Origin of the sequence: Pseudomonas sp. NPDC087612 (genome assembly GCF_044743505.1) — a bacterium.
Classification (GTDB): Bacteria; Pseudomonadota; Gammaproteobacteria; order Pseudomonadales; family Pseudomonadaceae; genus Aquipseudomonas.
The window spans coordinates 155,470-177,224 of the sequence record NZ_JBIUWO010000001.1; the positions used below are offsets into that span (position 1 = coordinate 155,470).

Here is a 21,755-nt window from a genome sequence, read left to right on the forward strand (position 1 = left end):
CGCCCTGCCCCGCGCCCCACGAGAGGCTGTATGACGATTTTCCACAAAACCGCCCTGACGCTGACCCTGGCCGTTGTCGGCCTGTTGGCGCTACCGAATCTGCATGCCGCGAGCAAAGCCGGCAGCCAGGCGAAAGCTGAAGTAAAGGTCGCGGTGCTCGGCGGCAAGTTCAGCTTCACCCTGCCGGCAGGCTTCATCGCTAGCCCCTTGAGCGCCGACGAACAGAGCAGCGAAGGCGCCGGCGCCGTGGGCACCCTGTATGCCAATGCGCAGGAAAAGCGCGTGGTCATGGTGGTCGAAAAACCGCTCCCCGAAGCGTCGCGCCCAGGTGACAACGACGACGCCTTCCTCGACGGCGCCGTCAGCGGTTTCGTCGAACGCCAGAGTGCCGGGCTGCCGGACTTTCGACAAACCGGCGAAGCACGCCTGAACCGCAACGGCCTTGGCGTGCGACAAATCGACAGCACGGCGACCCTGGGCGGCGGCAAAACCTTGAACAGCACCTTTATCGCAGGCTCCGGCGAGCGCATGGCGGTCATCCAGGTCATTTCCCGCAGCGACCAAGCCAGCAGTCATGCGGCGCTGGTCAAGCGAATCGCGGGGCAATCCTCGGTGCCGGCTAAGCAATCTGGCAACAAACAGGGTAAATAGCGTGCAGCGCTCTAAGGCGTGCAAGGCTTTGGCGGTGTGCGGAATCAAGGCCGGTCGGAGAATCGAAGCAAGTTTCGAAGGCACCTGCGGTTGAAGCCACAGCTGTTTGCTGGCTCTCGCGAAAGGCCGTTTTCGACCCATGGCAGGCAGCGATCTAAAGCTCTGTTGTCAGTACCGACCTCATCGCCGGCAAGCCGGCTCCCACAGGAATATCGCCAGCCTTCAGGCATGCGTTGTACCTGTGGGAGCCGCGCTTGCCGCCGATGCATGACGGTCAAGTGGGAGCGGGCTTGCCCCGCGATCCGGGCCATGGGCATTGTCTATCACGCGGCCATGACCCTATCGCGGGGCAAGCCCGCTCCCACCGTCTAATCGCCGTTCGAGCGGACGATTCCCCTACTGCGCAATAACCCGATACCGCGCCAGATTCAGCGCCACCAGCAACGCCACCACCGCCATCAGCGCCCCGGTGAGGAACCCGCCGCTGTAACCGACCTGCGCGGTCAGCCCCAGCAACAGCGAGGACGACAGCATTTCGCCGAGGTCGCGGGTGCTTTGCACGGCGGTCATGTCGGTGCCGGCCTGGTCGCTTTGCCCGGAAAACGCCATCGAGGCGGTCATGATTGCCACCGAGGTCGCGCCGGTGGCAAACGAGCCCAGCCCCACCGCCAGCCAGATCAACTCGACCCGGGGCGCCACTAGCCCGCTTGCCTGCAGCAGCCAGACCAGCGCCGCCACCCCGGCCATGGCCACCGCCAGCATGAACGCCGGCCACAAGCCCAGCACACGGATCAGCCAGGCACCGCCGCCGCAACCGAGCACGATGGTCACCACGCCGCCGCTCATGCCCAGTTGGCCGATGGCCTGCAACGACCAGCCAGCATCGTTGAGGAACAGTTTCGACAGGCCAAAGCCAGACACCGCGGTCATCGCCGAGAGCAATGCCAGCACCACCAGCGACAGCGCCCCGGGCCGTTTGATAAAGCGCAACAGGCTGGCGTGGGCGACGTCGGGTTGTTTCTCTTTAGCCGGTGCCACGTGCAGCCAGGCTACGCAGCACAGGCTCGCCAACGGCACCAGGGCCAACAGGCCGAAGGCCGTGGTTTGCCCGAAATGGCCACTGAGCAGCAGCGCCCCGGCGCCGCCGACGAAGAAGCCGAACATGGTGCCGCCGACCTGGATGGCGTTGATCCGCGCGAGCATGTTGTCGCTGAAATACTCGGCGGCCATGCCGTCGGTGGCGATGTCCTGGGTGGCGCTGGCGAACGAAGCGAGGATCAGCAGGCCCACGGCCCAGCCGGCGGTATCGACACTCAGGCCGATGCTCGCCAGGGTCACCAGGCACAGCAGCACAAGGATCTGCATCGGTATGATCCAGCTGCGCCGCCGTCCCAGGCGCGGGCTCCAGTGGTTGTCGACCTGCGACGCCCAGATGAATTTCACCACCCACGGCAGGCCCACCAATGGCAGGAAGGCCAGGGCATCGAGGGCCGCGCCGTCGTGGCGCAGCAGGGTTGGCAAGGCGTCCATGGCGATGCCGAAGCAAATGCCCTGGGACAGGTACAACAGGGCAAAGGTCAGCACCATGCGCCAGTGTTTCAACAGATCCAGCATGCGAGTCTCCAATCAGATAGCGTTGGCGTCGGCAGCCCGTGCCGTGCGCGAAAAAACAGTCAGGCGGCGCACCGCCCACAGGGCACTGGCACCGGCGAGCAACAGCACCAGGTCGATCGGCCATAGGCCCAGGTTGGCGTGCACCAGGCTGCCAGCCAGGTGCAAGGCACCAGCACTCAGGAAGGCCAGGCCGGCCACGCTCAACAGCAGGCGTAGCGGTTGGCGCTGCGGCGGCATCAGCGCGGCCAGCAGCAGGCTGGCGATCCAGCAGCCCCAGAACCACGCCGTCAGTGAACTGCGCGGCAACAGCCCGAGGTTGGCCAGCGCCCCGGCGCACAGCAGCACGGCGCTGGCCGCCAGCAACCCGCCGCCGCCACCGACCACCAGGCGCAGCAGCACTTGCCAGCCTGCCCCGCCCTTCAGCCGCCGGCGCTCCAGCCACAGGTACAGGCCGCTGAGCACCAGCACTGCGGCGCCCAGGGCCATGCTGAAATGCACGACGCGCAACAGCGGCCCGGCGTGGGGTAGCCAGCGATAATCGGCAAAGTGCAGCGGCTGCACCGCGATAAACGCCTGCAGCCAGAAGCCTCGGCCACTGGCACTGCTGGTGGCCAGCGGCTTACCGTCATCGCCGCGGTAGGCATGGCGCTCGAACACTGCGGTGCTGGGCAGGCCGGACTCGATGCCGGCCACTTCCAGCCAGGCTCCGGGCTCGCCCCAGTGATGCAGGGTGACGCTCTGGGCGGTGAAGCCCGGGTGCGCCGCCGCGTCGTTGCTCAGCAGTTGATCGAGATCGAACGGCTGGGCCGGCGCCGCCTGCGGATCGACCTGCGGTGGTGCGCCCAGCAGCTGCATGAACGCCTGTTGCGGGGCCCCGGGAAACGCCTGCCCGGCCAGGGTCAGGGTACCCAGGGCGCCAAGGCCGGAGATCGCCCCGGTAACCCCGAACAACAGCAGCCACGGCCCGGCCCAGCGGCCGATCAGGCTGTGCAGGTCGTGGGCCAGCAGCCGCGGGCCACGGTCACGGCGCAAGCGCGTAAGGTCCTGCAAGCGGCCGCTGTGCAGCGCGCTGCCGGCCCAGATCATCAGCAACAGCACCACCCCCAGCAGGCTGATCAGCACCCGCCCGGGGAAGCCGGCAAACAGGCTTTTGTGCAGGTTGAAGAGGATATCGGCGGCGTTCTCCGTTTCCAGCTCCCGGCCAGTGGCCGGGTCCAGGGCCAGATTGCACGGCTTGGCAGGCGCGCACAGCTCGACCACCGCGCGCTCGCCGTCGGGCAGACGAATCTGCAACGCCTCGGGCGCCAGGCCGTGGCGGCTGGCCACCGGCAGCCATTGCGCCAAGGGCAACAGCGGCCCTGGCGCCAAGGCTGCCGGGCCGCGAAACCAGCTGCGCAGGTCCTCATGGGCCATGCTCCAGGCGCCGCTGAGCAGAATCACCAACAGCAGCACGCCGAACACCCCGCCGGCACCGGCATGCACGCGCTGCACCAGCGCCCGCGGTGCGCCCATCATGACCCGGCTCCTGCCCATGCCAGGCAAGGGCTGAACAGCAGCAACCAGGCGCTGGAGCGGTAGACCACGCGCTTGCAGTCCGGCGCCAGCAGCGCCCACAACAGCACCGTGACGAGAAACCCCAGGCCGATAAAGATCGCCGCATAGAGCCGCTCAAGCCCGTCGCCCAAGGGGTAGTGGCGGGCCAGCAGCACCGCCAGTTGCAGGCTGCTGAGCACGCTGCCAGCTAGCGCCAGGCTGATGCGCAGCGGCCATGGCCCAAGGCCTGGGGCTGCCATCAGAACGTGCCTCGCAAGGTCATGTTGAGGCTGCGCGGTTCCCCGTAGCGGTTGTTCCAGCTGGGGTTGGAAAGGCTCTGGTAATACTTGCGGTCGGCCAGGTTGTTGCCGTTGAGCGAGGCCGTCCAGTGCTCGTCAATGCGATAGGCAACCCGTGCATTGAGCAACGCATAGCCGCCCTGCTGCATCGATACGGCGCCCGACTGCGCAGAGAAATCACTCTGCGCCTGCACCCCGGCACCGACGCTCCAGCGCCGCTCCTGCCAAGGCAGCTCGTACTGGCTCCACAACCGCAGCATGTGCCGCGGGGTGAACTCGGCATAGCGCTCGCCGGAGTTGCTGCGGGTGTCCTTGAGGTATTCGGTGGTGGTGTAGGTGTAGCCGGCGAACAGGCTCCAGTCCGGGGTGATATAGCCGGTGCTTTCCAGCTCGAAGCCCTGGCTACGCACCTTGCCGCCGCTGATGTAGTAGGTGTTGGGGCCGGCGCCGGGGTGTTCCGGGTCGACCTGCGGATTGTTCTCCAGGTCGATGCGGAACGCCGCCAGCGACACGTTCAGGCGGCCCTCCAGCAACTCGCCCTTGACCCCGGTCTCGTAGGTCTTACCTTCCACCGGCTTGAGCAGGTCGCCGCTCCAGGTCTGCCCGGTTTGCGGCTGGAACACCTCGGCGTAACTGGCGTACCACGACCAGTCCTGGGCGAAGTCCCAGATCAGCCCGCCGTACGGGGTGATCTCACGCCCGGGCTTGAAGTGATCGCTCGGTGCATCCTGGTCCCACCAGCTGGCCCGGGCACCGACCACCAGGGTCAGCGGATCGAGCAGCTTGAAGCGGGTCAGCGCGTAGACACCCTTGGAGGTGGTGGTGGTCGAACCCGGCGATGTGTAGGCGCCGATACCCGGCTTGGGCACGCTGTGCGGGTCCCAGCGATAGACGTTGACCGGCACGTTCAACGGCGTGGTGAAGTCCGCCGTGCGCTGCTCGGTTTCACCCTGGCTGTAGTTGCTGCCCAGCAGCAGTTCATGGCTGCGGCCGAACAGCGAGAACGGCCCGTTGACCGAGGCATCGACGCTCTTCTGGGTGCTTTCGAACTTGTACGCCGCGCCCATCAGACGGCCGCCGTCACCGGTGACGGGGTCAATCGCACCGTAGGCGCCGGCATAACGCAGGCTCGAGTCAGCGTCCTGGTATTCGGCGGCGACCTTGGCTTTCCAGCCGTAGTCCAGTTGCTGCTCGAGCGAGCCGAACACCCGCCGCGTGGTCCACTTGAAGCGGTCCCAGTCGACATCCAGGTAAGTGGAGCGCGGCAGGTTCAGGCTCGAGCCGTCCTTGGCCATCGGCACACCAGCCATGTTGGTCACCGAGTCGATGGTCTGGTACTGCGCGCCCAGGGTCAGCAGGGTATCCGGGCTCAGGTCGAACTCGCTGATGCCGTACAGCAGCTGAGTGTCTTGCTTGCCGATGTCGTAGAAATAGTCGCGGTCCTCGTAGGCGGCGACCATGCGCCCGCGCACATTGCCAGACTCGGTCAACGGCCCGCCGACATCGACCTCGCCGCGGTAACGGTCCCAACTGCCACCGCTCAAGGTGGTGCTGGCGGCAAACTCTTTTTGCGGGCGTTTGCGCACCAGGTTGACCGTCGCCGCCGGGTTGCCACTGCCGTGCAGCAAGCCATTGGAGCCCCGCAGGATCTCGACCCGTTCGTACACCGCCATGTCCTGCGGTGAGCTGGCGGTGTCGCCGAGCAAGGCCGGCACGCCGTCGAGCTCGAACGAGTTGACCTTGAAGCCACGTACGTAATAAGCGGTGGTCAGCAGCTGGAACGGCTGCACGGTGACGCCAGTGGCTTGCTGCATCACCTCGTCGAGGCTGAACAGGTTCTGCTGCTCGATGCGCTCGTGGTCGATCACGCTCACCGACTGCGGCGTCTCGCGCAGCTTGAGCGGCATCTTGCCGATGGTGGTGACACCGGGTGCGGTCACGCTGCTGGCGCTGTCCTTGCCGGTGATCTCGATGTTGCCCAGTTGCAGCGTGCCGTTGCCGTTCTCTGCAGCAATCGCCAGCGCCAGCGGATTCAGGCCCAGTACCAGGACCATAGCCAAGTGCGCCCGGCTGCGTTGCCCACTCCGTCCTGCCTTTTTGACTCCCTGATGTAACATTGCCCCGCCCCAATTTCGATAATAATTCTCATTAGTATCCTTCAAACGAGTGGGCGAACTTTTCGATTTAGGGACTTTTTCAATTGATGCCCGGCACCGGTGCATTCAATCGACGACACCGTGCTGCTCGACGAACTGCGCATACCACGGGTGGGTGGCCAGCAGTTGCTCATGACTGCCGCTGCCGCTCAGGCGCCCGGCCTCCAGCACCAGGATCTGATCGGCGTCGCGCACCAGCGCCGGGTTGTGCGACACCAACACCAGCGTGCGCCGGCCGCGCAATGCCCGCAGGCTGCGATTGACCCGCGCCTCGCTGCGCGCATCGAGGCTGGCAGTGGGCTCGTCGAGCAATAGGATCGGCGCCGGCGACAGCAGCGCCCGCGCCAGCCCTACGCGCTGGCGCTGGCCACCGGAGAGCAAGGCACCGCCCGGGCCGACCTCGCTGTGCCAGCCCTCGGCCAGGCTGGCGATCACCTCATCCAGCGCCGCTGCTTCAGCGGCCTGCTGCAATTGCCCAGGCGTTGCCTGTGGCCGCGCCATGCTGACATTCCACAGCAGGCTGCCGGCGAACAGGCCGCTGTCCTGGAACACCTGGGTCAAGTGCGCGGCAAGGGTTTGCTCGCTCAACTGGCGGATGTCCACCTGGCCCAGACGCACTTCGCCGGCCTGGGCATCCATGCCCCGCCCCAGCAACGCCAGCAGCGTACTTTTACCGGCGCCCGACGGCCCGACAATGGCCGTGAAGGTACCAGACGCGCAGTACAGGTCGAGGTCCTTGAGCAGGTGCTCGCCATGTTCGCCGTAGCTGCTCAGGCCCTGGCCCTGCAGGCTGGCGTCCAGGGGTTGCAAGCCGGGTTGCGGGCTGTGCAGGATCGGTTGCGCCAATACCCCCAGCACCTGTGCCAAGGCCTGCCAGGCCATGCGCAGGGCCTGGTCAAATTGCGCCAGTTGTGACAGCGGCTCGACAAAGCGCACCAGCAATACCAGCACCGCCACCAGCAGCGCCCCGGGCAAATGCCCGGCGGCGACCGCCAGCACGCCGCCGACCAGCAGCGCCGAAAACACCAGTTGCACTGCGCTGGCAAAGCCCAGGCTGGCGGGCAATGCCTGGCGGTTGAGCGAACGGGTCGCCTGATGTTGCTGCTGCAGGGCCTCGCGCAGGGCCACCTGGCCCTGGCTGGCAACGGCGCTGCTACGCATCAGCGCCTGTTGTTCGGCGAAAGTTTGCAGCAGTTGCCCGGCATGCCGATCAACCGCCTGGCGCTGTTGCTCAAGGTCCAGGCTGCGCCGCCCGGCCCAGCGCAGCAGGCCGAACAACGGCAGGTAGGCCACGGCCAGCGCCAGCGCCACGGATGGCGCCAGGGCGAACAACCCAAGGACCACCACCGTTGGCGTCACCAACGCGGTAATCAACGGCGCCAACAGGTGCGCCGGGATACTCATGCTGCTGAACACCGGCCCGCGCACCAGGTCGTCGAGATGGCGCTGGCGGCCCCGCGCCAGCCGGGGCAAATGCTCCAGCAAGCGCGACACCAGCCCCGCTGCCAGCCCTGCCCCGGCGAGGTAACCACGCCGCTGGGCGATATAGCTGACCAGGGCCTGCAGCAGCGTCAGGCCCAGCAGCAGCCCCACCGGCTGCAGCACATCGGCGCCTGCGCGGTCGAACCAGGCCAGCACCAGCGGCACCAGTGCCAGCCCCGCCAGACCATCAAGCACCGCAGCTAGCACCATCCATATCAGCGCCGCGCGCAGGGCTAGCCAGGTGCGCTGCGGCAACTGGCGCAAGGACGAAAAAACACTCATGACACAGGCTCCATTTGCTCGGCATCGGACATTTGTTCACGCCACAACTGACGGTAAAGGCCGTCCATGGCCAGCAACTGCTGATGACTGCCACGCTGAACAATCCGGCCCTGGTTCAACACCAGGATCTGCTCGGCATGGCAGATGCTCTGCAAGCGGTGGGCAACGATCAACCGCGTACGCCCGGCCGCCCCCTCGTGCAGGGCCATGCGCAAGGCCCGCTCGGTGTGCGGATCGGTGGCCGAGGTCGGCTCGTCGAGGAGCATGATCGGCGCACTCGAAAGCAGCGCCCGGGCAATGGCCAGGCGTTGCAGCTCGCCGCCCGACAACTGCACATCGTCACCGGCTATGCTCGCGTAGCCCTTGGCCAGCGCCATGATCCGGCTGTCGAGGCAGGCCGCCCGTGCAGCCTCGCGAATCTGCTCGAGGCTGGCGTCGGGCTGGTACAGGGCGATGTTCTGCGCCAGCGACAGGCGCAGCACTCCGGCGTGCTGGAACACCAGCGCCAGATGCCGTTGCAGTTGCGCGCTGGCGATCTGCCGAACATCCACCCCGCCGACCAGCACCTGGCCGCTGTCGACGTCCATGAACCGCGCAATCAAACCGGCCAGGGTACTTTTGCCCGCCCCCGACGGCCCCACAAGGGCCGTGGTGGTGCCTGGCTCCAGGCGCAGGTTGATCGCTGACAATACCGACACCTCGCCATGGGCGAAGGACACCTCGCGCATTTCCACGCTGGCGTCCCTGGGCGCTTGCGGCGCGTCGGGCTCGGCCAGCGGTGGCGTGCTCAACACTGCCTGCAAGCGCTGCGCACTGACCCGTGCGCTATTGAGGGCATCGAGGCCGTGCCCCATGGCCAGCACTGGCGCGGCCATGGCCCGGACCAGCAACACAAAGGCGCACAACTGCGCCGCGCCGACCTCGCTGAGCCCCGGCAGCAACGCGCCAAGCACCACCCAGGCCAGCAGCCAGGGCGCACTGAGCAGCACCTGGACCAACGCCGCCAGTTGACCGGCGCGGCTCACCCAGTGGCTGAAACGCTGATCAAAACGCTGCACTGCCTGTTGCAGGCTGCGCTGCACGCCGGCCCCCGGGAACTGGCGGACCAGGCGCAGATTGGCGGCGAACTGGCTGTAGTCGCTGAACAACTGCTGCACCGCCGCATTGCGCTGCTCGACATCTTCGCGGTAGTGCGCCGAGCCCAGCCGCCAGTACCCCAGCCCCCCCAGTGCCAATGGCAGCAGGCACCACAGCGCCAGGGCGCTGTCGCTCCACAGCAGGTAGCCGAAGGTGGCCAGGGGGATCAGCAGCAGGTTGACCAGATCGGTCGGCGCATGGCCGACCAACTGGTGCAATGCACGTACGTCCTGCTCGGCATAGCGGGTCACGCCCTCGGGCCCGAGCCGGGCGAACCAGCCCAGCGGCAAGCGTTGCAGATGCTCGGCCAGGCGCACGCGCAAACGCTCGCACAGGTCGGCATCAACACCGTGGGTGAGGTGCAGGGCCAGGGTCTGGCCACACAGCCACAGGACCGAGCCGAGCACCGCCAGCAGCACCCAGTTCATCACCCCGGGCGCCAGCGGCGGCGCCTGTTGCAGGCTGTCGGCCAGGTGCGCCAGGGCAATCAGCGGCAACAGCGAGCTGACCCCGGATATGGCCTGCACCACCACCGCCAGGCACAAACGCACCCGGAACGGGCGCAGCAGTGCCTGCAGTTCAGGCCCCAACAGGTTCATTGGCACCCCTCCAGCGCCTGCGCCAGGGTGGCTGCCGGCAAGGCCTGTGCGGGCGTTTGCGGAAAACCGATGGCGGCTGTCACCTGCTGCCACAGCGCGACCACTTCCAGGCTGCGCTGTTGCCGGCGCACCAGCCCTGCACCGTCGAGCAACGGCTCCAAGGCCCTGGCCGCAGCCAGTGGCCAGAGCTGCCGATAGACCTGGCCCCAGTCCGTGGCGGCGTCCATCAGCACTTCGGCACACGGCAAGGCGCCGCCGCTCAGCACAAACAAACCGTCCTCGTCCTCGCGCGGCGCGCGCACCGCTGGCATCCACAGCAGCGGCCCGTGCGGTGAGGCCAGCAGCAAGGTGCCGCTGTCGGTGGCCAGGCTGATGCGCTGGAGCATCTGCATGCGCCCGTCATCGGCCGCCGCCAGTTCATTGAGCACCCGTAACGACACCGGCACCTCGGCCATCACCAGGCTGACATCGCGCCACGGCGACAGCGCCGGTGCCAGGTTGTCCAGCGACCACGGCCCCACCGACTCCAACAACGCCGCCAGGATGTCGAGGGTGGCGTAGCTGACCTGCACCGCACAACTGGCCTCGATATGGCGGATGCCCTGCTGACGATGCAACTGCCGGCCCAGCTCGATGAAGCGCGCCACCCACGGCAACTGCGGGTAAAAACTGTTGAGCAGGCAACGGCGCTGCAAGCGTGCCGCGCAGCGCAACAGCTCGTGCAGCTCCTGAGGCAACAGCGGGTGTTCGATCAACACATCGATACCGCGCGCCATCAACGCTTGCGCCAGGGCCGGGCCCTGCTCGCCGCGCGCCGCGCCGCCCACCGCCACGCAGGCCAGGCGGGTGTCGTCGGGCAGCTGTTCGAGGGCCGCGAAACACGGTACACGAAGATGCCGGGCCAGGGCCTGTGAACGGCGACTGCCCTGGCCCAGCACGCCGACCAGTTGCAGGTGCTCGGCAGCGGCGACACCGGCGGCGTAGAACTGGCCGAATCGGGAACCCACTACCAGGGTTTTGACGGGAGTGTTCATGGGCGCTGTTCCTCCAGCAAGTAACGACTGAGCCCGGCGTTCAGGCAATCGAAGTGATTGCCGCGCAGGGTCTGGACACTGAGCGGCGCCAGCGACGCGGCCTGCCACCAGGCCTGCAGGCTGGCCTGGTGATTGGCGATCAAGGGGTTGCCGACACTGGGCACGAACAGGCGCACGGCACCGATGTACGGCGCACTGTCGCTGTAGTGGCTGGCCCGTACCGAATGGGCGAACACCCGGTATAGCTGTTCGTCGGCGATGCCGCTGGCGGCGCTCAGCACCCGGGCCTTGAGCTGGGCAACGTCGAAGGCCGGCAAGGCCGCGCTCAAGCTGCCCGCCGGCAGGTGTTGCACGGAGGCCTGCAGCAGCGGCGCCAGGGCCGCCTGCAACTGCTCGGCCGACGGCAAGCCGAGTGCCTGCGGGTCCAGGCCGAGGGTGGCGGCAAAGCTGTAGAGGATCAGCAGCTCGTCATCCAGCCGGTACGGGATGCGGTAGCTGGAGACAATGTCCACCCGGCGCACCTCGGCGCCCAGTTGCAGCAGCGCCTTGGCCAGTTCCAGGGTCACCAGCCCGCCGGAGCAGTAGCCCAGCAGGTCGAAGCTGCGCCGGCCGCTGTCCCACAGGGCCTGGGCATAACGCTTGCCGAGGGTGGCGTTGACATGCTCCGGCGCCAGGCGCAGGTAGGCTTCGCTGTCGTGCACCGCCAGCCCCAGCAACGGGCCGCTGCCGGCAAGCTCGGCAATCAGCCGGCGATACGGCAACAGTGTGCCGAGGCCTTCATGCACCAGCACCCGGGCAATGCCCTCGCCTGCGGCCAGCTCACTCAAGGCGTCGCCGCCTACGCGCCCGGCCAGCGGCGCGCGGGTGGCTTGCAAAACAGGCGTTGCCGGCTGTTCAGCGGCCGGCGCCTCAGCCCCTGACTCACTACGCAAGCGCTGGGCCAGGCCGGCCGGAGTCGGCTGGCTCAGGGCCCAGCGCAACAGGCGATCGAAGGGGTGTACACGGGCCAGCGCTTCCTGCTCGCGCAGGCCGGCGATCAACTGGGCGATCAGCAGCGAGTCGCCACCGGCGGCGAAGAAGTCCTGATCGGCCGACAGCTCGTTGCAGTCGAGCACCCGCTGCCAGTGCCCGATCAGGCGCTGGACCAACTCATCGCTGACCTCGCTGCGCACCTGGCGCACCGGCTCCAGCTGGCGCTGCTGGGCCTGATGGCTCAGGGCGCGGCGGTCGATCTTGCCGTTGGCGGTCACCGGCAGCGCGTCCAGCACCCGCACCTGGGCCGGCACCATGTAGCGCGGCACACGCTCGGCGATAAACGCCAGCAGGTCGTTGCTGGCGAGCACGGGGCGGTCGGTTTTCATCCGTGCCACCAGCAGGTCATAGCCCAGCAACGACAATACGCTGTCCGCTGACCCCAGGGCCTGGGCATGGTCGCCGGCCTGAGCGTTGAGCCAGTCCAGCCACTGCTGGCGGTGCACGAACAATTGCCCGGTGCTCGCCCGCAGGTCTTGCGGCGTTTCCATCATCAGGCTCTGGCTGATGCTGATTTCCCGGTGCTCGCGGGTCAGCTCCTGGATCACCAGCCAGGCATCGGCCTGCAACAGCTGACGCAGCCCGGCCAGCAAGCGCGGGGTGTCGAGGGCATTGTTCAAGGCCCCGGAACTGAGCAGCAGGTCCACCGAGCCTGGCTGCAGGCCTTGCTCGCAGGCGGGTTTGTTCATGTCGAAGTGCATGAAGCGCACCCACGGGTACTCGGCAAAGCGCTCCCGGGCAGCATTGAGGAAGTAGCTGGAGACATCCGAGAACAGGTAGTCAATCTGCACCCCGGCTGCCGCCAAAGGCGCCAGCGCGGCAATGACCGAGGCACTGGCGGCAGCGGTGCCGGCGCCGACTTCAAGAATGCGCCAGTTGCGCTGGCCTTCACGGGCAACAATCGCCCTGACCGCCTCGGCCATGGCCTGGTGCAGCACCTGGGCATGCAGGCCACGGCTGTACATGGCCTCGGCAATATGCGCCGAGCCCTCGGGGAACATCAGGCTGGCCGGGCTCAGCCGCCCATCCAGTTGCTCGGCCAGGCGCATGGCGCTGCCACGCAGGTAGTCGACCAGTTCCACCGGCCACAACGGCGCCGGGGCCAATTGGGCGAAATGCGCCCAGGCCTGGGCCTGATCGAACGCGCCGGGGTCTACCAGGCAGCGCCAGCCTGCACCCGCACGTTGCAGATAGCCGCTGTCGGTCAACAGCATCAGCCAATGCTGCAGCAGCCGCTGCTGACCGGTTTCAAGCTTGAGCGCCTGGCACAGCGGGGCAAAAGCCACCTCCTCGCCCGCTGCGAGCAAGCCGCTGCTGGCCAGCCAGTGCAGCAGCGAAGCATCGGCCGCCCGGTCCAGCGCCGCCAGGGCGGCCTGAATTTCTTCACGCGGGCCGAAATCGGCCTGTTCCAGGGTGTCACGCGCCTTGGCCATAACCTCGGCCAATTCCTCGCCAAGCCGTTGTGGATCGTTAGCCGAAGTTTGTGCAGTGACAAAGCTGCACAGCGAACGCTCGTGACGCTCGCCCACCAGTACCGTGGTGCTGGCGGCGATCTGTGGATGAGCGAGCCAGGCAGCGTCGATCTCCGCAAGCTCGATGCGATGGCCGCGGATTTTCACCTGATCGTCCTGGCGCCCGAGGAACTCGATCAGGCCGTCCTCGTCCAGGTAGCGGCCGAGGTCGCCGGTGCGGTACAAGCGCCGGCCGCTGGCATGGGTGATGAAGCGCTCGGCGGTACGTTGCGGGTCTTCGGCGTAGCCCAATGCCAGGCCCAGGCCGCCGATATGAATCTCGCCGCGCACCCCCGGCGGGCATTGCCTGCCAAGGCTGTCGAGCACTTCCAGGGTCTGGCCGTTGAGGGCGAGGCCGTAGGGGATGCTCGGCAAGGCCGTGTCGGCGGGGCGAATCGGGTGCTCCACCGACCAGATCGCCGCCTCGGTCGCACCGCCGAGGCTGAACAGCTGGCTGTCGGGCCAGCGCTGCCACCAGCGGGTTGGCAAGGTGGTGGGAATCCAGTCGCCAGACCACATCACGCAACGCGGCCCGGGAATGGCTGCCGGTTCGCTTTCCAGGTAATCGATCAGCATCTGCCCCTGGGCCGGCACCGAGTTCCACAGGGTCACACCGTGCTCGGCCATCAGTTGCGCCCAGTGCGAAGGATCGGCGCCACGCTCGGGGTCTGGCAGTACCACCTGCGCACCCACCGCGGTGGCACCGAAGAAGTCGTACACCGACAGGTCGAAACTCAGCTCCGCCAGCCCCAGCACCCGGTCCCGGGCATTGACGCCGTAGCGCTGGTTGATGTCGTCGAGGGTGTTGACCACCGCGCCATGGCTGAGCATCACGCCCTTGGGCGTGCCGGTGGAGCCGGAGGTGTAGATGATGTAGGCCAGGTCGCCAGCCTGCACCGCCAGCGGTTCGCGCGGCGGCCAGTGGCTGGCGGCCGTGAGGCTGTCGATGGCAATGCGCGGCAGCGCAAGGCCTGCAGGCAAGGCTTCGGTTTCCAGGCAGATGAGCGCAGCAATTTCGGCATCGCGCAAAATGGCTTCGCGGCGCAGGGCCGGTTGGCGGATGTCGATGGGCACATAGGCCGCGCCCATCTGGTTGATGCCGAGCACGGCCATCAGTTGCCAGGCGCTCTTGGGCAGCATCACCGCCACCCGCGCCCCGGGGGCAACATCAAGGGCCTCCAGCGCCGCGCGCACGGCGTCGGCGTGCCGGGCAACCTGACGATAGCTGTAAACGCCGTCGCGATCGCTGATCACCGGCGCATCCGGGCTGCGCAACGCCTGACCGGCAAAGCCGCTGGCGATGTTGCGGTCCTCGGCTTTCACCGCCGACAGATGCGTGACCCGCTGCTGCGCCAAGACGATGTCGCCGCGCTGCTGCCAAAGCTGTGCATCCGCAGACAGGCGCTGCAGCAACGCGACATAGGCCTCGAACATCTGCGCCGCCATGCCGTCTGGCAGGACGCCGACGCGTACGTCCCAGCCAATCTGCAAACCGTCGTACTGGTCGCTGACCTGGCAATCGATCCACACCTGGGGGGTCTGGCTGATCATGTAGCTCGGCGGCTGCAACAAGCGCCCGCTATCCCCCAGCAGGCGCTCGACGCTGCCGATGCCGCTGGTGAACACCACCGGCATCAGGTCGGCGCCACGGCCCTGGACCCGTGCCAGTTCGCGCAACACCTCGACCCCGGTAAAGCGGCTGTGGTCGAGGTCGTCGAACAACTGCGCGCCGATGCGCCGTGCCCGCTGGACGAAGTTGGCGCCACTGGCGCCATTGACCTGCAACAGGCTCAAAGCGGTGAAGTCGCCCAGCACCTGGCCCAGTTGCGGGTGCAGGTCCGGGCGGTTGAGGACGGTGAGGTTGAGGCAAAAATCGGCGCTCTGGCTCCAGCGCCCAATGACCTCGGCGAACGCCGCCAGGGTCACCCCGGCCGCACTCAAACCCTGGGCGCTGGCCAGGGCACAGAGCGCATTCCACTGGGCCACGCTCAAGCTGGCATGGTGGTGCTGGAAGCGCCGCGAGGTGATCCCGGCGTCATCGCTCAAGGGCAGGTCCGGACGCCCCGGCAGGCTCTCCAGGCGCGCCAGCCACCAGGCCTTGTCGCTCTGCCAGGCGGCGCTTTCACGGCTCTGTTGTTCATGCTGCAGGTAGTCGCGAAAGGTCGCCTCCAGCACCGGCCAGTGCCGGTTTGGCTCCAGGTAGCGCTGGCTCAGTTCTACCAGCAGCAGTTGCAAGCTGGCGTAGTCGATCAGGGTGAAATCCACCGAGCAATGCAGAACCGCGCGATCGGCGCCCAGGCTCAGTTCCGGCAGCAGGACCGGCCACTGGTCGAGGGCATGACAGGCATGATCGAGGCGCTCGCGTACCTGCTGCAGGTGCGCATCGAAGGCTTGCGCCGAAGCCTGGCGCAGGTCATGCAACGGCAGGCATTGCCAAGGCACCTGGGCCTGCACGCACTGACGGCTGTTGTCTTGCACCACCGCACGCAGCATCGGGTGGCGCTGCACCAGGGCGTTCCAGGCCTGGTTCAGTTGCTCGCTGTCGACAGTAGCCGGCCAGGGGTATTCAACATACAAGTGGCAGGCATTGCCGCCATAGTCGAAGGCCGGATTGCGCCCCAGCACGTAGGCGCCCTGTACCGCGCTCAGGGCAAAAGGTTGCAGCGCCTGATCGGGTTGCGAGCGCCATTGCGAACGTGGCAACAGATGGTCCATCAACGCCTCGCGCTGGGCGCGGATACGTTCGGCCAGGGCCGGGTCCAGCGCCCCTTGCGGCGCACGAAAATGCAACTGGCCTTCAGTAGCCCAGAGTTCGATCTGGCGCTCACGGCAGATGTGCAACAGGTCATTCAGGCTCATAGCACGCCCTCCTCGACGCTGGCGCTGCTGGCCAACAGGGCGGCCATGCCAGCCAGGGTCGGCTGCAGGTAGAAGTCGCTCATGCGCAGGCTGATGCCCAGTTGCTCGCGCACGCTGGCCAGCAGCCGGGTCGCCAGCAGGCTGTCGCCGCCGAGGCTGAAAAAACTGCCCTGGGCGCTGCGCACCGGGCGTCCCAGCACCGCCTCCCAGCACCCGGCCAGGGGTTGTAGCGCAGGATTGAGCTCGCCCTCCTCTCTGCTGGCCGGCTGTTGGCGCTGCAGCGCTTGCATCATGCAGGCTTGCAGGCGCTTGCGGTCGATCTTGCCGTTGGCGTTGAGCTCCAGGCGCGGCAGGCACCAGAGGTGTTCGGGGCGCATCGCTTGCGGCAGGCGTTGTTGCAGCCAGTGCTGCAGACTGTCGGCGCTCAGGGCATCGGCCGTGGCGCTGGCGCTGAGCAACAGCATCGCCGGGTTCTGCCACAGGCTGTGCAGCTCGGCAAAGCCACTGCGGCCAAGCAGCTGGGCGATCTGCGCAGGGTCAGCCAGCACTGGCCTGCGGCTGTCGAGCAGCGCTGCGCTGACCAGCCTCAGCGGCGAGTCACGCAACAGCTCGGCGAGCAGCAGGCGCCCGCCCGGCTTGAGCAGCGCCTGGGCCAGGTTCAGGCAGTCAGCCGGCTGCGCATAGCTGTGCAAGGCGGCGAAGCTGATCACCAGGTCGTACTGCGCGCACTGCTCGACGGGCAGCAGGCCATCCACCAGCAGTTGGCTGGCAACGCCCGGGCGCTTGCCGGCAGAGGCGGCCAAGAGGCCGGGGCTGGTCTCGAACAAGGTCAATTGCAAGTCAGAGTGGCTCAGGTGATCGAGCCATTGTTCGAGCAACTGGCCACCGCGCACGTCCAGCACCGCGACCTTCAGCGGCCCGGCCTGGGCGCTGCACTGCTGCTGCAGCGCCTGGCTCAAGGCATCGAGCAACTGGCGCCCGGCCGGCAGGTTAAGGGCCATGGCCTGGGGCGCCAGCAGCGGATCGAACAGCACCTGGGCAGCGCCACCCTCGACCGCCAACAGCGACTGCAGCGAAGCGACCATGGCCTGCAGGTCGGCCTCGCGCCAGCCCAGTTGCGCCAGGGCATCACCGAGGCTCATGGCTTGGCTGGGTTGTTCGCCCAACCACTGGCGCCAGGTGTCCAGCAGCGCCGGCGCCGGCAACGCTTGGCCATTGAGCAGGCGTTGCAGCAGCTCGGCGCTAACCCGTGCTTCAGCTTGCAGGGTGTCGTCCAGCATTGAGCGGCCTTGCAGGGCATCCGTGGCCACAGTCACCGGCGCCGGGCTGCTCACCAGCACCGCGCCAAGGCTGGCGACAGTGCCTGGCAGTACCGCCGCGCAGGCGTTGTCGATCAAAGGATGGGCACTCAGCGCCGCCTCGATCTCGCCCAGTTCGATGCGTTGCCCACGCACTTTGACCTGCTGGTCGATACGGCCGAGAAACTCAATGGTGCCGTCGCCCCAAAAACGCCCGCGATCGCCGGTGTGGTACCAACGCCCGCGCTCGTCGCTGCGAAAACGCTGGGCAGTCAATTGCGGGTCGTTGCGATAACCACGGGCAAGGCTGGCGCCGCCGATCAGCAATTGCCCGACCACCTGCTCGGGCACATCGCGGCCGCTGTCGTCGACCACCCGATAGGCCTGGCCGGCCAGAGGTTTGCCATAGGGGATCGAGGTCCAATGACCCGGCACCTCGTCGATGCTGTGCAGGTTCGACCAGATCCCGGCCTCGGTGGCCCCGCCCAGGCCATACACCCGGCACTGCGCCGTGGCATGCCGGCGCAGGCGCGCGGCAAGGTCCAGGGCGATCCAGTCGCCGGACAGCAACACCGCCCGCAGGCTCTGGTAGTGGCAGTCGCTGGCGGCAATGCCCAGGGCCATTTCCAGCAACGCCGGCGCCGAGTTCCACAGGCTCACCCGGTGCTCGGCAATCAACTGCGCCCAGCGCGCCGCATCGCGGGTTTCTTCGGGCTCCAGCAACACCAGGCGCGCGCCCTGCCCCAGCACTCCGAACAGGTCGAACACCGACAGGTCGAAATCCAGCGCTGACACTGCCAGCAGGCAGTCGTCGCGGTCGATGCCAAGTTCGGCCTGCAGCGCGTCGATGGTATTGATCGCCGCGCCATGGCTGACCTCGACACCCTTGGGCACACCGGTGGAGCCGGAGGTGTAGATCACATAGGCACTGGCCTGCGCCGCCACCGCCCGCGGCGCTGCCAATGCTGCGCACTGTTCCAGCTGCGCCAGGTTGAGCCAGCGCAATGACGGGCTATGCGCCGTGGGCGTTGGTGCTTGCTCCGCAATCACCAGGCTGATGCCCGCCGCCGATTCAATCAGGCTACGGCGCGCTGGCGGTTGCGCAGTGTCGACCGGTACATAGCAGCCACCTGCCGCAAGCACGCCGAACACCGCAACGATCTGCCCGAGCCCGCGCGGCAGGCAGACTTCCACCGCCTCGCCCTGGCGCATGCCGGCCTCCAGCAAGCCGGCAGCCACCCGCAGCGCGCGCGTGGCCAGTTCGCCGTAGCTGCAACGCTGGGCGCCACAGATCAGCGCCAGGTCATCCGGGCGCTGGCTGGCGTGGCGGAAAAAGTCGTCCAGCAGGCCGCGCCCCGGGGCCAGCGCCGGTACGCTGTTCTGGCGCTCGCGCCGGGCCTGTTGCGCCAGCGGCAGGAGCACCGGTTGCGGCAGGCTCCAGTCACTGTCGGCAAGGCGCTGCAGCAATTCGATGTAGGCCTGGAACATCGCCGCCAGCACACCCTCGGCGAACAGTTCGCTGATGCTGTCCCAGGCCAGCAACAGGCCGTCGTCAACCCGGTACAGCTGGTGGTCGAGCCATACCTGCGGGGTTTGCGAAAGCATGTCGTCGAGGTCGCCAAACACCTGGCGAAAGCTTGCCGGAACAAACCCCGTCTCGTTGAGGTTGCTGGAAAACACCACCGGCGCCGAGCGCGGATGGCCCTGGCGACGGCCTTCGCGCAACACTTCCAGGGCCGCAAAGGCCGAACGGTCGATGGCGCCGTGCAGGCTGCGCTGAAACTCGCGCACCGCCTCGGCGAAGGGCAACTGCGGCGCGTCCTGGCATTCCACCAGCAGCAAGGTGGTGAAGTCGGCGATCGCCCGGTCGATGTCCGGATGGTCATCATGGCGGTCGAACAACGGCACGTTGAGCAAGAACTTCGACTGCCCGCTCCAGCGCGCCAGCACTGCGTTGAAAGCAGTGGCGAACACACAGGACAAGGTCAGGCCATGGTCGCTGGCCTGGCGCTGCAAACGCTCGGCTTCAGCGGCGCTTAAGACAAACGCCTGGCGACTGAAACGCGGTTCGCGGATTGACTCAGGGGCGCAGGCCAGCGGCAGCGCCGGGCCATCGGGCAATTGCGCCAGGCGCTGGCACCAGTACTCGCGGTCGCGGCCGTAAGCCTCGGCGCGCCGTTGCTGGCGGCGGCTCAGGTAGTCGGCAAAGTGCAGGGTCGGCGGCGCCGGCAGCAACGCCGGCGTTTGGTAAGCCTGGCCCAGTTCGGCCATCAGCAGGCGCAGGCTTTCTACGTCGGCGGCCAGCAGGTCGACACTCAGCCAGACCCGGTCGCGGCCACCCGGCAGTTGCACCAGGCCCACCAGCATCACCTGCCCCGCCTCCACCGCCAGGCACTGGTGCGAGCGCCAGCGGCGCAGTTCAGCCCAGGCCTGCTGCGCGTCATGGGGCGAATGCTGACGCCAGTCCTGGTGGTCGAAGACCTGCGCGGTCGGCGCCGCCAGGATCTGTTGCTGGCCGTCGTTGAAACGGGCGCGCAGCATCGGGTGGCGACGTTGCACCAGGTTCACCGCCGCTTCAAGGCGCTGCGGGTCGATGCTCTGGCAGTCGAACTCGAGCCAGGCGTGACAACTGATATTGCCCAGCACTTCGGCGGCGTCCCGGCCCAGCCAATAGGCTTGCTGCACGGCGCTGAGGCCGAAGCTCTGCGCGCCAGCCGATGCTGGTGCAACGCCAGGCGCCCGCGCAGCTTGCAAGGTTTGCCCGTGCAGCAGCGCCAGCCAGGCGGCCAGGCTCGGTTCAGCGCTCAGCTGGGCAAACTCGACCTGCAGGCCGTGGCTGCGCAGGCGCTCTTGCAGGTACATCAGGCGGATCGAATCAAGCCCGCAGCCGAGCAGGTTCTGCTCGTCGCCCAGGCTGTCGATTTCAGCCACCGAGGCGCCCAGCAACTGGGCGAGGTGTTCGATCAGCCAGAGGCGCAACGGGTTGGCCGAGGGGGTGTCTGCTGTTGTCAGCTCGCGCATGAAAAGCTTCCTGTAGCCCGTAAGAATAAAGTCTGCGTGGCTCACCAAGATGCAAGCCATTATCAAATGAGACTTTATCGCAGGTGGGTTTTCAGGAAGCGCTCAAGGCTTTAGATGCACAGGCCTTTTTATTCGATTCAGAGTCAGCGCGCGTCAGCGGATCTCGCTGGGCGATACGCCATAGCGTTTGCGAAAGGCAATGGAAAAATGCGCCGGGCTGTAGCCCACGCCATAGGCGACGGTCGAAACGTTGCTCTCTTCATCGCTGAGCATGCGGTGCGCTTCGCTCAGGCGATGCTCGTGCAGGTAGCCGAACACACTGGTGCCAAACACCTTGCGAAAGCCTGCGGTGAGCTTGCGCGGGCTCATGCCGACATGGGCGGCCAGGGCATTGAGGCTCGGCGGCTCGAGCAGCGAGCGCACCAGCAGGTCACGGGCGGCGTGCACGCGCTCGACATCCGAGGCGGTGATGCGCAGTTTCTGCTCTGGCTGGGCGCGTTCATCCAGTAAAAACTGGGCACTGAGCGCGGTCAGCTCGAGGGCCTTGCCACCCAGGTACAGCGAGCGGCTCGGGCCCTGCATCGGGCAGGTGGCGATCTGCGTGGCCAGGGCCTGCATTGCCCGCGGCGCCGGGCGCACCATCATGTAGGGGTCGCCGCCCCTGGCCGCCAGCAGCTTGCGCGGGGCCATGCCCAGGTGGCGGTCGAGCGACTCCAGGTCGAGCTGGACGATGGTGTAGCGCAGCGGCGTCGAGGTGCCGTAGATCTGCGACGAGGTGAACTCGCCGTCATTGACGATGGTGCACAGGCTCGGGCCACGGATCGATTGCTCGGCGTGCCCGGGGATCCGGCAGGACAACTCGCCGCTCTGCACCAGGATCAGCTTCAGACCGCGCTCCAGCGGGTCTTCGACCCAGGCCTCGCTCTCGGACCAGAGGGTGCCGGTAACCAGGGTCATGTGCGGTTCCAGGTAGACCGTGCCGGGCTGGTTGCCCTTGGGTTCGGCCTGCTTCTCTGGGTGAGTGGGGGCGATGATCGTAATAGTCATTGGGTTTTCCCTTTTCCTGAGGCCATTACGTGGGGCCTGACCTGAAATAACGGGAGGTTTGTAAACCCTCAACCTCCCTGTTTGAAGCCACTGCGTATTTCATCTAATGAAAAAGTCGCGGCACCGAAAGCCTTGGCGTTGAGAAGCGCTCGGCGAAGGATAATGATAATAGATCTCATTAAGCCATTTGTAGCCAATTA

Annotated in this window: 11 protein-coding genes; 1 reads left to right on the top strand and 10 read right to left on the bottom strand. The window is 67.0% G+C overall.

What is annotated here, in order from left to right; all coding sequences use genetic code 11:
• Window positions 1-30 precede the first annotated feature (30 nt).
• The gene (locus tag ACIOVF_RS00690; RefSeq protein ID WP_401286593.1) at window positions 31-651 is read left to right on the top strand and encodes a hypothetical protein; all 621 of its coding nucleotides are present in this window, start codon (window positions 31-33) and stop codon (window positions 649-651) included.
• A 396-nt stretch (window positions 652-1,047) separates the two neighbouring features.
• Here ACIOVF_RS00690 and ACIOVF_RS00695 read toward each other — a convergent pair whose 3' ends face one another.
• The 10 genes from ACIOVF_RS00695 to ACIOVF_RS00740 form a co-directional block, all read right to left on the bottom strand.
• Window positions 1,048-2,265, bottom strand: a complete 1,218-nt coding sequence (locus ACIOVF_RS00695) for a RhtX/FptX family siderophore transporter (RefSeq protein WP_401286596.1) — start codon at window positions 2,263-2,265, stop codon at window positions 1,048-1,050.
• A 12-nt stretch (window positions 2,266-2,277) separates the two neighbouring features.
• Window positions 2,278-3,780, bottom strand: coding sequence for a PepSY-associated TM helix domain-containing protein (locus ACIOVF_RS00700; RefSeq protein WP_401286599.1), 1,503 nt, complete (start codon window positions 3,778-3,780; stop codon window positions 2,278-2,280).
• Window positions 3,777-4,058 carry a hypothetical protein gene (locus ACIOVF_RS00705; RefSeq protein WP_045198145.1) on the bottom strand — a complete coding sequence of 94 codons (282 nt, stop codon included), beginning with the start codon at window positions 4,056-4,058 and terminating at the stop codon, window positions 3,777-3,779. The genes ACIOVF_RS00700 and ACIOVF_RS00705 overlap by 4 nt, the downstream gene beginning before the upstream one ends.
• Entirely contained in the window at window positions 4,058-6,151 is a 2,094-nt protein-coding gene (locus tag ACIOVF_RS00710; protein ID WP_401286602.1) for a TonB-dependent siderophore receptor, read from the bottom strand. Before ACIOVF_RS00710 ends, ACIOVF_RS00705 begins: the two co-directional genes overlap by 1 nt.
• A 168-nt stretch (window positions 6,152-6,319) precedes the next feature.
• On the bottom strand, window positions 6,320-8,017 hold the full coding sequence (locus ACIOVF_RS00715) for an ABC transporter ATP-binding protein (protein ID WP_401286605.1): 1,698 nt from the start codon (window positions 8,015-8,017) through the stop codon (window positions 6,320-6,322).
• A complete protein-coding gene (locus ACIOVF_RS00720) occupies window positions 8,014-9,753 on the bottom strand; it encodes an ABC transporter ATP-binding protein (protein ID WP_401286608.1) in 1,740 nt (579 codons plus the stop codon). Before ACIOVF_RS00720 ends, ACIOVF_RS00715 begins: the two co-directional genes overlap by 4 nt.
• Window positions 9,750-10,787 (bottom strand): Gfo/Idh/MocA family oxidoreductase, encoded by a 1,038-nt coding sequence (locus ACIOVF_RS00725; protein WP_045198137.1) that lies wholly within the window; start codon window positions 10,785-10,787, stop codon window positions 9,750-9,752. Before ACIOVF_RS00725 ends, ACIOVF_RS00720 begins: the two co-directional genes overlap by 4 nt.
• Window positions 10,784-16,189 carry an amino acid adenylation domain-containing protein gene (locus tag ACIOVF_RS00730; protein WP_401286612.1) on the bottom strand — a complete coding sequence of 1,802 codons (5,406 nt, stop codon included), beginning with the start codon at window positions 16,187-16,189 and terminating at the stop codon, window positions 10,784-10,786. The genes ACIOVF_RS00725 and ACIOVF_RS00730 overlap by 4 nt, the downstream gene beginning before the upstream one ends.
• On the bottom strand, window positions 16,186-20,508 hold the full coding sequence (locus tag ACIOVF_RS00735; RefSeq protein WP_401286615.1) for an amino acid adenylation domain-containing protein: 4,323 nt from the start codon (window positions 20,506-20,508) through the stop codon (window positions 16,186-16,188). Before ACIOVF_RS00735 ends, ACIOVF_RS00730 begins: the two co-directional genes overlap by 4 nt.
• A 153-nt stretch (window positions 20,509-20,661) precedes the next feature.
• Window positions 20,662-21,555 carry a helix-turn-helix transcriptional regulator gene (locus ACIOVF_RS00740; protein WP_045198130.1) on the bottom strand — a complete coding sequence of 298 codons (894 nt, stop codon included), beginning with the start codon at window positions 21,553-21,555 and terminating at the stop codon, window positions 20,662-20,664.
• Between the last annotated feature and the right edge of the window lie 200 nt (window positions 21,556-21,755).

Bases quoted from the DNA above. Each gene is read 5' to 3' on its own strand.
- ACIOVF_RS00690 (WP_401286593.1), top strand. From the start codon at position 31: ATGACGATTTTCCACAAAACCGCCCTGACGCTGACCCTGGCCGTTGTC.
- ACIOVF_RS00695 (WP_401286596.1), bottom strand. From the start codon at position 2,265: ATGCTGGATCTGTTGAAACACTGGCGCATGGTGCTGACCTTTGCCCTG.
- ACIOVF_RS00700 (WP_401286599.1), bottom strand. From the start codon at position 3,780: ATGATGGGCGCACCGCGGGCGCTGGTGCAGCGCGTGCATGCCGGTGCC.
- ACIOVF_RS00705 (WP_045198145.1), bottom strand. From the start codon at position 4,058: ATGGCAGCCCCAGGCCTTGGGCCATGGCCGCTGCGCATCAGCCTGGCG.
- ACIOVF_RS00710 (WP_401286602.1), bottom strand. From the start codon at position 6,151: ATGGTCCTGGTACTGGGCCTGAATCCGCTGGCGCTGGCGATTGCTGCA.
- ACIOVF_RS00715 (WP_401286605.1), bottom strand. From the start codon at position 8,017: ATGAGTGTTTTTTCGTCCTTGCGCCAGTTGCCGCAGCGCACCTGGCTA.
- ACIOVF_RS00720 (WP_401286608.1), bottom strand. From the start codon at position 9,753: ATGAACCTGTTGGGGCCTGAACTGCAGGCACTGCTGCGCCCGTTCCGG.
- ACIOVF_RS00725 (WP_045198137.1), bottom strand. From the start codon at position 10,787: ATGAACACTCCCGTCAAAACCCTGGTAGTGGGTTCCCGATTCGGCCAG.
- ACIOVF_RS00730 (WP_401286612.1), bottom strand. From the start codon at position 16,189: ATGAGCCTGAATGACCTGTTGCACATCTGCCGTGAGCGCCAGATCGAA.
- ACIOVF_RS00735 (WP_401286615.1), bottom strand. From the start codon at position 20,508: ATGCGCGAGCTGACAACAGCAGACACCCCCTCGGCCAACCCGTTGCGC.
- ACIOVF_RS00740 (WP_045198130.1), bottom strand. From the start codon at position 21,555: ATGACTATTACGATCATCGCCCCCACTCACCCAGAGAAGCAGGCCGAA.